The sequence below is a fragment of the Devosia pacifica genome, from assembly GCF_014652635.1.
GTDB lineage: Bacteria > Pseudomonadota > Alphaproteobacteria > Rhizobiales > Devosiaceae > Devosia > Devosia pacifica.
On sequence record NZ_BMZE01000003.1, the window covers coordinates 116,087 to 127,410 of the forward strand.

The 11,324-nt window shown below is 61.2% G+C and carries 11 protein-coding genes; 3 read left to right on the plus strand and 8 right to left on the minus strand.

What is annotated here, in order from left to right; translation table 11 throughout:
* Window positions 1-26 precede the first annotated feature (26 nt).
* From IE127_RS13365 to IE127_RS13395, 7 genes are all read right to left on the minus strand, one after another.
* Complete coding sequence (locus IE127_RS13365; RefSeq protein ID WP_189426229.1) at window positions 27-779, minus strand: ABC transporter permease; 753 nt, start codon at window positions 777-779, stop codon at window positions 27-29.
* A complete protein-coding gene (locus IE127_RS13370) occupies window positions 776-1,708 on the minus strand; it encodes an ABC transporter ATP-binding protein (protein WP_189426230.1) in 933 nt (310 codons plus the stop codon). The genes IE127_RS13365 and IE127_RS13370 overlap by 4 nt, the downstream gene beginning before the upstream one ends.
* A complete protein-coding gene (locus tag IE127_RS13375; protein WP_189426231.1) occupies window positions 1,705-2,895 on the minus strand; it encodes an ABC transporter permease in 1,191 nt (396 codons plus the stop codon). Before IE127_RS13375 ends, IE127_RS13370 begins: the two co-directional genes overlap by 4 nt.
* A gap of 61 nt (window positions 2,896-2,956) precedes the next feature.
* Window positions 2,957-3,868 carry a glycine betaine ABC transporter substrate-binding protein OsmF gene (gene osmF, locus IE127_RS13380; RefSeq protein ID WP_189426232.1) on the minus strand — a complete coding sequence of 304 codons (912 nt, stop codon included), beginning with the start codon at window positions 3,866-3,868 and terminating at the stop codon, window positions 2,957-2,959.
* A gap of 79 nt (window positions 3,869-3,947) precedes the next feature.
* Window positions 3,948-5,492 (minus strand): aromatic amino acid ammonia-lyase, encoded by a 1,545-nt coding sequence (locus tag IE127_RS13385; protein ID WP_189426233.1) that lies wholly within the window; start codon window positions 5,490-5,492, stop codon window positions 3,948-3,950.
* 96 nt (window positions 5,493-5,588) lie between these two features.
* Entirely contained in the window at window positions 5,589-5,930 is a 342-nt protein-coding gene (rhaM, locus tag IE127_RS13390) for an L-rhamnose mutarotase (protein ID WP_189426234.1), read from the minus strand.
* A gap of 19 nt (window positions 5,931-5,949) precedes the next feature.
* Entirely contained in the window at window positions 5,950-6,753 is an 804-nt protein-coding gene (locus IE127_RS13395; protein WP_189426235.1) for a DeoR/GlpR family DNA-binding transcription regulator, read from the minus strand.
* Between the two features lie 160 nt (window positions 6,754-6,913).
* Here IE127_RS13395 and IE127_RS13400 point away from each other — a divergent pair, with 160 nt between their 5' ends.
* From IE127_RS13400 to ybaK, 3 genes are all read left to right on the plus strand, one after another.
* Complete coding sequence (locus IE127_RS13400; protein ID WP_373297322.1) at window positions 6,914-9,013, plus strand: bifunctional rhamnulose-1-phosphate aldolase/short-chain dehydrogenase; 2,100 nt, start codon at window positions 6,914-6,916, stop codon at window positions 9,011-9,013.
* Between the two features lie 67 nt (window positions 9,014-9,080).
* Window positions 9,081-10,370, plus strand: a complete 1,290-nt coding sequence (rhaI, locus tag IE127_RS13405) for an L-rhamnose catabolism isomerase (protein WP_189426237.1) — start codon at window positions 9,081-9,083, stop codon at window positions 10,368-10,370.
* 100 nt (window positions 10,371-10,470) lie between these two features.
* Window positions 10,471-10,953, plus strand: a complete 483-nt coding sequence (gene ybaK, locus IE127_RS13410; protein WP_189426238.1) for a Cys-tRNA(Pro) deacylase — start codon at window positions 10,471-10,473, stop codon at window positions 10,951-10,953.
* A 51-nt stretch (window positions 10,954-11,004) separates the two neighbouring features.
* Here the strand turns inward: ybaK and IE127_RS13415 are convergent, their stop codons facing one another.
* Window positions 11,005-11,148: a DUF1127 domain-containing protein gene (locus tag IE127_RS13415; protein ID WP_189426239.1), complete on the minus strand. Its 144-nt coding sequence runs from the start codon at window positions 11,146-11,148 to the stop codon at window positions 11,005-11,007.
* Window positions 11,149-11,324: the final 176 nt, after the last annotated feature.

Sequence of the window (11,324 nt, forward strand, 5' to 3'; positions counted from 1 at the left end):
GATCCTCGCTCTATTGATGCGCTGCTTCAGGCTGCAGCGCGCCGGCTCTGACCGGTCCGCCGTGCCAGAAAGCGCTCCAGCGCCGAAAGGGCGTCATAGATCAGCACCGCCAGCACACCAACGATCAGCCCGCCTTGCAAGACAAACGATGTGTTGTTGGACAACAGGCCCGCGATGATCACCTCGCCCAGCGTACGGGCAGCAACGGTGGAACCGATCGTTGCCGTGGCCAGCGAAATCACCGTCGACAGGCGCACCCCAGCGAGAATGACCGGAAAAGCCAGTGGCAGCTCGACGCGCAGCAGCCTCTGACGTCCCGTCATGCCCATGCCGCGCGCCGCCTCGGTTACGGCACCGGGCAGATTGGTCAGTCCTGTCAGCGTGTTCTCGAAAATAGGCAGAAGACCATAAAGGAACAGCGCGACGAGGGTGGGTGCAGTGCCAAAGCCAAGAATTGGCACTGCCAGCGCCAGTACCGCCACCGGGGGAAATGTCTGACCGATATTCGCGAGGCTGCGCGACAGCGGCAGGAACTCCGCTCCGAACGGCCGCGTCACGAGAATCGCTAGGCCCACTGCCAGCGCCGTCGCCGCCGCGACCGCAATCGCAACGATCATCAAATGGTTGATGGTGATCTCCAGCAGGCTTCCCTGGTTGTAGATCACCGGCTGGTTGCCGGTGACGAGCGGCGCAAAGGCAAAGCGAAAGGTTTCGGGGCTGATCAGGAAAGCGATCAGCAGCGCCAGTACGATCAGCCGGATGACGAGCCCGATCTTCATTGCGGCCGCGCGGCCTTACGCGCCAATTCCGCGCGGCTAATGCGCCCTATTGTCTTGCCATTATCAACCACCGGTAGCGCTTCGCGCCCGGACCACAGGCATTCGGCATAGGCTTCGCGTAGGCTCAACCGAGCCTCGATCGGTGTTCCTTCGGCTTCGCCCTGTTCGACATGGTCCGCCACCCTGTCAAGCGACAGCAGGCGGAACGGCCTGTCGCCACCAATGAGCTCGGCAACGAAATCGGTGGCCGGATTGGCGATGATCTCCTCTGGCGTTGCGTATTGCAGCAATTGACCGGCATCCATCACGGCAATGCGCGTGCCCAGATGGATCGCTTCTTCCATGTCGTGCGTGACGAGCACGATCGTCGTCTTGAACTTGCGCTGAATTCCCAACAGATCATCCTGCGCCTTGGCGCGGATCACAGGATCGAGCGCGCCGAACGGCTCGTCCATCAACAGGATGTTCGGCTCTGCCGCGAGGGCCCGCGCAACGCCGACGCGCTGCTGCTGCCCGCCCGAGAGTTCGCTCGGCAGCCGATCGCGGAACTGGTCGGGGTCGAGCTGGAACAGGCGCATCAACTCATCGACGCGCTTGCGCGTGCGCTCCTTCTCCCAGTTCAGCAAGCCCGGCACCGTGCCGATATTCTGCCCGACCGTGCGGTGCGGGAACAGGCCGTGCCCCTGGATGGCGTAGCCGATACGACGTCGCAACTCGAACGGCGCAACCTTGCGGGTGTCCTCGCCATCGATCAGTACCTGACCGGATGTCGGCTCGACGAGGCGGTTGATCATGCGCATCAGCGTCGTCTTGCCGGAGCCGGACGTACCGACGATGACGCAGATTTCTCCGGCCTCGACCGTGAACGAGACGGCATCCACAACCGTCGTGTCGCCATAAGTCTTGGTGAGGTCCTTGAGTTCGATCATTTCGGGCGCTCCGGTGTACTCACCATTTCAACTATTGCATCGAGAACCACGGCTGCGGCAAAGGCGAGCGCCACGGTCGGCACAGCGCCGAGCAGAACAAGGTCCATCGCCGTCTGCCCGATGCCCTGGAACACAAAAACGCCGAACCCGCCGCCGCCGATCAGCGCGGCGATGGTGGCAAGCCCGATATCCTGCACCAGAACGATGCGGATGCCGGTCAGAATGACAGGAAATGCCAGCGGCAGTTCCACAGCCCATAGCCGCTGCCGGTCGGTCATGCCCATGCCCTTGGCCGCATCATTGGCGGCCTCCGGCACGCTTTGCAGACCAACCACGGTATTGGCGACGATCGGCAGCAGCGAATAAAAGAACAGCGCAACGAGCGCCGGCGCCGTGCCGATGCCCGAAATGCCGATGGCCCGCGCGCCCGGCACATGGAGCGCGACCCAGGCCAGCGGCGCGATCAGAAGCCCGAACAAGGCGATCGACGGGATCGTCTGCACAATATTGAGGACATTGAGGATCGCTGCCCGGACTGAGGGCGTGCGATAACAGAATATGCCAAGCGGCACGCCGACGAGAATAGCGATGGCAACCGCACCGAAGGCCAGCAGCAAATGCATCCGCGCTTCCTGCCAGAAGGCATCGGCACGCGTAGCGTATTCTCGAAGGATCGAGAGATTGTCGAGTGTGCCGCTCCACAGCAGTACCGCGACTGCCGCAGCGACCGCAGCGAGAATACCGAGACGCGTCCACGCCTTGAACCGCAGCCTTGTGAGCGCATCGGCGACCATCAGCGCAAATGCGAAGGTGAGTAGCCAGAAGCCCGCCCCCGGCGATATACGCGAGAAATTGTTCTCTTCGGGGGTAAGATAGTCAGCCGACAGGCCGACATTTATCGCGAGCACCGCCAGCACCATAAAGCCCACTACAAGCTTTGCCCGCGTATCGACGCGCCACAAGGCGACGACGAAACCTGCAATGAGAACCGCGCACAGAACGAGCGTCATTACCGGATCGAGCGCTTCGATAAGGCTGCGGCCTTCACCAAGGACGATGCGGTTGGCCCTGAAGATTGTGAACGGCATGAGGGCGCCGGCCACGATGATCAGCGCAATCAGGACGCCGAGCTTGTCGAACGCCAGAAACGAACTGCGCTTGCCGCCTTCGGCTTCGGCCACACTCATGACGCCCCCGTTTACGGATAGGGAAAGCCCCGCCCACAATGGGCGGGGCGAGACGGTGCGACTAGTCGAGGAAACCGTTGCTGGTGAGGTATTCTTCGGCCACGGCGGAGGGCGACTCGCCGCCAACCTGAACGCGCCCGTTGAGCTCCTGCAAGGTCTCGAGCGTCAGCGATTCAAACACTGGCGCAAGCAGTTCCTCGATCTGCGGGTACTCTTCGAGCACTTCGGCGCGGATGATCGGCGCCGGCTGGTAGACCGGCTGAACGCCCTGGTCGTCCTCGAGAACTACGAGGCCGGAGGGCGCAATGCCGCCATCCGTGCCGTAGACCATTGCGGCATTGGCGCCGTTGGTCTGCTGTGCAGCCGCTGCGATGGTCGCCGCGGTATCGCCACCGGACAAGGTAATCAGCTGGTCGCCTTCAAGATCAAAGCCGTAGACTTCTTCGAACTTCGGCAGAGCCGCAGGCGAGTTTACGAACTCGGAGGACGCAGCGAGCACAACTTCGCCGCCATTGGCGACATACTCACCGAAATCGGTGAAGGTCGCGAGCCCTTCGCTTTCGGCGAGGTCCTGACGAATGGCGACAGCCCAGGTGTTGTTAGCCGGCGAAGGCTGCAGCCAGACAATGTTATTGGCTTCCATGTCGAGTTCGGCTGCCTGCTCGTAGGCGGATTCGGCATTGTTCCAGATCGGATCGTCTGCCATCTCGAAGAAGAACGCGGCGTTGCCGGTATACTCGGGGTAGATGTCGATTTCGCCAGCAGTGATCGCCTCGCGCACGATCGGCGTGCCGCCGAGCTGTGTGCGGTCTTCGACCGGGATATCGTTTGCCTCGAGCACGTCGAGGATCATGTTGCCCAGAACGCCACCTTCGGTGTCGATCTTTGAGGACACCACGACCTGCGCGTTGGCGGCGGTCACGGTAAAGGCAAGAGCGGCTGTGGCGCTCAGAAGCTTGGTGGAAAGGGGCATGATGGTCTCCTTGCTTGGCCGGTCTTTGACCGGCGTCCCTACCCTAATGCGTCAGCGTCGCGCGACCAGACACAAATGTCTAGGCCACGGGGCCAAGTGCGAAAAACTCGTCCAGATCCATAATGGCCGAGTGCTCGATCAGTTCTCCCATGAACTGTTCCGAGCCGAGTTCCACTTCGATCGCCTCGACCTCGGACGAGAGGGGCCGATCGAACGTGTAGTAGGCGGCGTGACGGCGCACCAGCCGATAGACCATTCCTGGAACGTTGCCGGGCCTGTCCTCGGAAATGTCCATCGCCTGCGCGGCCAACAGACCCTCGAGAGCCGCCATGCGGCGCAGTGCCAGCACTTGGCGCTCGAACCGTTCGACAACGAGCGGCAAAAAGGCGGCCTCATCCTCGAGCCCGTTCGCCACGACCAGCGATTGCGCCGAGATGGCGTTCGAGAGCGACAGCACCCGCGTAAACAGCTCGCCAGCGAGCTTGATGATCGGCCCGAAACCAGTGGCGATGGCGCCCGGCGCCACGAGGTTCACCGGAAGGTTGCGGCGGCCACCATTGCCGAGCAGTACGCAGCGATTGAAGGAGTTACGCGCCACGTGCGCGAGACCCAGCTGCGCTGTCTGCAAGAATACCGTCACGTCCAGCGGCAGAGATCCGCCTGACGTCAGCACCTGCCCGGCAGCGACGACCGGGTTGTCATCGGTGCGGCCTGTGGCGGCCAAAACGGTCCGCCCCGCTACGGTGAGACTTTCGAAGGCTGTGGCGAAGACCTGGCTCATCATGCGGATCGAGAGTGGATCCTGCACGTGGGTGCCCATCGGCCAGTCCCAGCCCATCGCATTGAAATAGAGCCACGCGCCGACAGCCGCCTCGCGCTCGGTACCGACATGCGCCACCGCTTTCCACGGATCGCGCGACGCCCCCAGTGCCCCGGCAGTCGTCAATCCGGTCGCAAGCAAGAGGCGAACAGTCGATGCCGCCTGGCGTATCGCCCGCGATGCCGCTGCGTAACCGACGGCGTTGGTCGAGATCGAAGCCAGGCTGTCGCGCGGGGCGAGCTTCATAGGCTCGAGCCCTGCGCGCCTGAGCGCCTCGTTCGCCGGAAGCCGCTCACCGCGATAGACGGCTTCCCCGACGCCAGTCAGAACCGCGCCGATCTGGCCCATGAGCCCGATATCCGCGCAGCCGATCGAGCCGGTGCGCCGCACCACCGGAACGACGTCGTTTTCCAGCAGCTTGACGAAGATCTCGACGAGCTTCGGGGTGCACCCCACTCGCCCCGTCAACGCCATGTTGACGCGTATGGCCATCGCGTTGCGGATGACTTCCGGGGAGAAAGGGCTGCCGGTACCAAAATGGTGGGCACGAACCAGCCCGGTATTATAGTCGTCGAAGTCCTCCTGCGACCAGGAGACATCCTTCATCGCTCCGACACCAGTGGTGGCACCGTAGACCGGTCGGCCCGACACGATAGCATCTTCGATCACGTCGCGCGCCTGAGCCACGCGATCGAGCGCTGCAATATCCGGTTCGACGAGGACGCGCTGCGTTCCGATGCGTGCCATGTCCGCAAAGCTGAGCGGCTTTCCCTCGAGCACGAGGCGGGGCGCAACTGCATCCATAAGAGGCCTGACATACTAGAATTCGACGCTTAGGCGCTCGCAACCTGCAGCGCCCAATTACGACAATTTCTTATCTTGCCGCCAACTGCAATAGGGCTATTCGAGCCAGAACATCGGACGCAGCGCGGTATCAACAGGCTCGTTGCGCTCATTGGTGGCCATGATGTCCGCCATATGCGCCCACCATCGCTGCATGATTTCGGTCTCCGGGAGGCTTGCCATGGTGTGGTTCCTGCGGCGCCAGAGGACGCCGAACAGGATGTTCGTCTCCTCATCAAGGTGAATGGAGTAATCCTTCACCCCCGCATCTTTCAGCAGCGTCACCAGTTCAGGAAAGATCTCGTCGTGGCGGCGTTTGTATTCCTCTGCCATTCCGGGATGCAGATGCATCTTGAATGCGTGTTTTTCCCATCCGTCTTTCTCGATCACGTCAGTCATCCTCCCTTTCGTCGCCCGCTTAAGCCGTCCTGGCGCTTTGGTCCTGAATATCAGCGTCGGCGACAATCAGCCTGACGCCGCGCCCCGCCACCATCTCGCGTTCTTCCTCGGTAATGCCGCGATCGGTAATCAGCGTCGAGACGCGATCCAGCCCGCACAGGATCAGGCTCGAGCGATTGCGCAGCTTGCTGGAATCCGCAAGGCAGATAAGCTCATCCGCCTGATCGATCAGTTTCAACTCTGCCTGGATGAGCATCGGATCCGTCTCCATCAGCCCGAGAGGCCCGACCCCCTGGCAGCTGATGAACATGCGGCTGGCATAAAAGGATTTCGACGTATCATTGTCGAACGGCGACAAGATGATGTTCTGCTCGCGATAGATCGTGCCGCCCGGGACCATCACTGCGGAGCGGGAATGGGCAAGCAGATGCGCCGCGATCGGAAATGAGTTCGTGAAGACATGGGCCCGGCGATGCGACATGTGGTGCACCATCTGAAAGGTGGTCGTACCGCCGTTGATGATGATCGAGTCGCCATCGGCAATCATATCGGCGGCAGCGCGGGCAATGGCGCGCTTGGCGCCGGCATGCATCGTCTCATTGACCTTGTAGGGCCGTCCTGCCAGCGCGGATTGCGGCAGCGGGGTCACCGATTCAGCCCCGCCGCGCACGCGCCGCAGCTTTCCGGCAACATGCATTGAAGCGATATCGCGCCTGATGGTGGCTTCGGACGCGCCTGTCATCTCGACGAGATCGGCGACGGTCGCAACCGGGCGTGACTGGACTGCGGCAGCGATAATGCGATGGCGCTCAGTTTCGTGCACTTGTCCTCCAATCACGATCAAACGTGCGCGTTGCTCGACTTATAGCAATCATATTCGATCACCAAAACGCATCAATGATCGAAACTGACCGCTTCTGATTGACAGCTTGTCAGAAATCGGGTCCTAGTGCCAAGCAAATCCGCACATCCGGGAGGACATGATGACCGACACCGCGCAATCGCGCCTCGCTAACCTTTGGGACGACGCGAAGACTGCCGGGATGACCGAAGCCGAGCGCCTCGTTTATCGCTCCAACCTGCTCGGATCAGACAAGCGGGTCACCAATTACGGTGGTGGCAACACCTCATCCAAGATCACCGAAAAGGATCCGCTGACCGGCGCGGATGTCGAAGTGCTGTGGGTGAAGGGGTCGGGCGGCGACGTCGGCACCATCAAGCTCGAGGGCTTCTCGACCCTCTACATGGACAAGCTTCGCGCTCTCAAGGACATTTATCGCGGCGTCGAGTACGAAGACGAGATGGTGGGCTACTTGCCCCACGCAACGTTCAATCTGAATCCACGCGCGGCGTCCATCGACACGCCCCTGCACGCCTATGTGCCGCGCGCCTATGTTGACCACATGCATCCCGACGCCATCATCGCGATCGCTGCATCGAAAGACTCCAAGGCACTGACCCAGGAGATCTTTGGCAACGATATCGGATGGCTGCCGTGGAAGCGCCCTGGCTTCGAGCTTGGCCTGTGGCTCGAGACTTTCTGCAAGGAAAATCCTGATGCCAAAGGTGTCATCCTTGAAAGCCACGGCCTGTTTACCTGGGGCGACACGCCGAAAGAGTGCTACGAAACCACCATCGCCACGATCAACAAGGCGATCGGCTGGCTCGAAGAAAAGACTGCGGGCAAGTCAATTTTCGGCGGTGCAGCAACCAGTTCTCTCGCTGCTGAAAAGCGGCGTGAAATCGCTGCGCGCCTGATGCCGCGCATTCGCGGCATGATTTCCGGCGAGAGCCACAAGGTCGGTCACTTCGAAGACACCGATGCGGTACTCGAGTTCGTCAATTCCAACGACCTGAAGCCGCTGGCGGCTCTAGGCACCTCCTGCCCCGACCACTTCCTGAGAACCAAGATTCGTCCGCTGGTGATCGATTTCGATCCGGCCAACCCGGATGTCGATAGTGTCATCGATGCGCTCGGAAAGCAGGTGGAGGATTATCGCGCCGACTACGCCGGCTACTATGAGCGGTGCAAGCACGACAATTCGCCGGCGATACGCGATCCGAATGCTGTCGTTTACCTGATGCCGGGCGTCGGCATGTTCACCTTCGCCAAGGACAAGGGGACGGCGCGCATTTCCGGCGAGTTCTATATCAACGCCATCAACGTGATGCGCGGCGCCTCGACGGTGTCGACCTACCAAGGCCTGTCCGAACAGGAAGCCTTCGATATCGAATACTGGCTGCTCGAAGAAGCCAAGCTGTCGCGCATGCCGAAGCCGAAGTCACTGGCCGGACGGGTTGCGCTTGTTACTGGCGGTGCCGGTGGCATCGGCCGCGCAACTGCGATCCGGCTCCTACGCGAAGGGGCCTGCGTGGTTCTGGCTGACATCGATCAGGCGGCACTCGATAGCGCCAGCGACGAACTCGCTCAGGGCTTCGGCAAGGACGTCGTGCGCACCGCCAACATCAACGTCACCTCTGAAGAGCAGGTGATCAGCGGATTTGCGCATGCGGTCGCCGAATATGGCGGGCTCGACATCCTCGTCTCCAATGCCGGCCTCGCCTCGTCGGCACCGATCGAGGAAACCTCGCTCGCGCTTTGGAACAAGAACATGGACATTCTCTCGACGGGGTACTTCCTCGTCAGCCGGGAAGCGTTCAAACTGTTCCGCAGCCAGAAGATCGGTGGCAATGTGGTCTTCGTCGCCTCGAAGAATGGCCTCGCCGCCTCGCCAAACGCTTCCGCCTATTGCACCGCCAAAGCGGCCGAAATCCATCTCGCGCGCTGCCTGGCGCTTGAGGGCGCCGGCGAGCAGATCCGCGTCAACGTCGTCAATCCGGATGCCGTGCTACGCGGTTCGAAGATCTGGACGGGCGAGTGGAAGGAGCAGCGCGCCGCCGCCTACAAGATGTCGACCGACGATCTCGAGGAGCACTATCGCCAGCGTTCTATGCTCAAGCGCAGCGTGTTCCCGGAAGACATCGCGGAGGCAATCTACTTCTTTGCCAGCGAAGCGTCTGCCAAATCCACCGGCAACATCATCAATGTCGATGCCGGCAATGCGCAGTCCTTCACGCGCTGATCACTAAGGGGCGGGTCAGCCCGCCCCGAAAAACAGAACACCGAACAATCGTCGATGGGAGTGAGGAATGAGCGAAACGATGATCGATCCCTCGGTGATCGAACAGGATAACGCCGCACGAGAAGCCAATCTGCGCCAGGACTATGACAGCCTCGGCGAACGGCTCGACCGGCAGGGTATCGCTATCGATACCATCAAGGACAAAGTCGCGCGCTTCGGTGTTGCCATCCCGTCATGGGGCGTTGGCACCGGCGGAACGCGGTTTGCGCGTTTCCCCGGCACGGGCGAGCCGCGCGACATCTTCGACAAGCTCGAAGACTGCGCAGTCATCCACCAGATGACCCGCTCGACGCCGACCGTCTCACTGCATATTCCGTGGGACAAGGCAGATCCGAACCGGCTGAAGGACACCGCCAACCGCCTGGGCCTCGGGTTCGATGCGATGAACTCCAACACCTTCTCGGATGCCAAAGGCCAGGCGAACAGCTACAAGTTCGGCTCTCTCAGCCACACCGATGCGGCGACGCGCCAGCAGGCGATTGAACACAATCTCGAATGTATCGAGATCGGTCAGGCTATCGGCTCGAAGGCGCTGACCGTGTGGGTCGGCGATGGGTCGAACTTCCCGGGTCAGGCACATTTCACCCGCCAGTTCGAGCGCTACCTCGACTCCATGAAGTCCGTCTACCAGGGCCTGCCGAATGACTGGCGCCTGTTTACCGAGCACAAGATTTTTGAGCCGGCCTTCTATTCGACTGTGGTCCAGGATTGGGGCACCAACTACCTGATCGCCAAGGAGCTCGGCGATCGCGCCTACTGCCTTGTCGATCTCGGGCACCACGCTCCGAACGTCAACATTGAGATGATCGTCGCCCGCCTGATCCAGTTCGGCAAGCTCGGCGGCTTCCATTTCAACGATTCGAAGTATGGCGACGACGACCTCGACGCCGGCTCCATCGACCCGTACCGCCTGTTCCTGGTCTTTAACGAGCTGGTGGATGCCGAGCAGAACCTGGACGACTTCCGCCCTGCCCACATGCTCGACCAGAGCCACAACGTGACCGACCCCATCGAATCGCTGATGGTTTCGGCCTGCGAAGTACTGCGTTCATATGCTCAGGGGCTGATCGTCGATCGCAAAGCTCTGTCAGGCTATCAGGACGCAAACGATGCACTGATGGGTAGCCAGACGCTCAAGGCCGCCTTCCGGACTGATGTCGAGCCGATCCTGGCGATGGCGCGGATGGAGACCGGCGGCGCGATCGATCCGGTTGCCGCCTATCGCGCCTCCGGGTATCGCCAGAAAGTCGGCGAGGTGCGTCCTGCGAGCGAAAGCGGCGGTGGCGGCATCGTCTAGGCGAGCCTTGCGCTTCAAGGACCTGTTGTGATTTCAAACGGGCTCGTTGTTCTGCAGCGGGCCCGTTTCACTTGTCATGCAAGCCAGAAAAGCCAGCATCATGTCGAAGCCCAAGACCACACCCGCAACTGTCGCACTCGATGCGCATGGGGCAGACTACGTGCTGGTCACTTATGAGTATGATCCGAACGCAGAGCGCGTTGGCCTGCAGGCCGCCGAGGCGATGGGGGTCGACCCCGGCATAGTTTTCAAGACACTCATGGCAAAGCTTGATGGCGCGCCGGTATGCGCGATCGTGCCGTCGGATGCCGAAGTGAACATGAAGAAGCTGGCAGCGGCACTCGGAGGCAAAGGCGCCGAGATGATGAAGCCTGCCGAAGCAGAGCGCCTGACCGGCTTCAAGGTCGGAGGCATCAGCCCCTTTGGCCAGAAGCGCAGCGTTCCGACGGTGCTAGAGGAAAGCGCCGAGCTTTATGACGAGATCTATATCAATGGCGGCCAGCGCGGCGTGCAGGTGCGCATGACCCCGCAGACCGTGATCAACGTGCTCAAGCCGGTGGTGGCCGATATCTCTCGCACATAAAAAAAGGCGCCCTGACGGGGCGCCTCGGACTTGTCGCTGTCGGCTTAAGCCTTACAGCACCTTGCCGCGTGCGATGTCGCGGAAGTCGGAACGAGTAATTCCGAGGTCGCGCAGCTGGCGGGTGTCGAGCGTGTTCAGCTCGCGCATGGTGCGGTGGTACTGGGCGAATTCAGCGAACTTGTTGCGAATGCTCATCTCTATATCCCCTTCTGTCTGGTGACCCTTATGTATAGCGATATAGTCGTGATTAGAAGTTGGGCTTCTCGCACATCAGTCATGCGGTTTTTGCATCTGTTTGCTTAAAGCGGCGCCGATTTTACGCCCACTCGTTCAATCCTGCTTATTTCCTGTGCAACACTGCCGCGCTTCCC

Excerpts from the sequence above, each read along its gene's own strand:
- IE127_RS13365 (WP_189426229.1), bottom strand. The coding sequence starts at position 779 with ATGAAGATCGGGCTCGTCATCCGGCTGATCGTACTGGCGCTGCTGATC.
- IE127_RS13370 (WP_189426230.1), bottom strand. The coding sequence starts at position 1,708 with ATGATCGAACTCAAGGACCTCACCAAGACTTATGGCGACACGACGGTT.
- IE127_RS13375 (WP_189426231.1), bottom strand. The coding sequence starts at position 2,895 with ATGAGTGTGGCCGAAGCCGAAGGCGGCAAGCGCAGTTCGTTTCTGGCG.
- osmF (WP_189426232.1), bottom strand. The coding sequence starts at position 3,868 with ATGCCCCTTTCCACCAAGCTTCTGAGCGCCACAGCCGCTCTTGCCTTT.
- IE127_RS13385 (WP_189426233.1), bottom strand. The coding sequence starts at position 5,492 with ATGGATGCAGTTGCGCCCCGCCTCGTGCTCGAGGGAAAGCCGCTCAGC.
- rhaM (WP_189426234.1), bottom strand. The coding sequence starts at position 5,930 with ATGACTGACGTGATCGAGAAAGACGGATGGGAAAAACACGCATTCAAG.
- IE127_RS13400 (WP_373297322.1), top strand. The coding sequence starts at position 6,914 with ATGACCGACACCGCGCAATCGCGCCTCGCTAACCTTTGGGACGACGCG.
- rhaI (WP_189426237.1), top strand. The coding sequence starts at position 9,081 with ATGAGCGAAACGATGATCGATCCCTCGGTGATCGAACAGGATAACGCC.
- ybaK (WP_189426238.1), top strand. The coding sequence starts at position 10,471 with ATGTCGAAGCCCAAGACCACACCCGCAACTGTCGCACTCGATGCGCAT.
- IE127_RS13415 (WP_189426239.1), bottom strand. The coding sequence starts at position 11,148 with ATGAGCATTCGCAACAAGTTCGCTGAATTCGCCCAGTACCACCGCACC.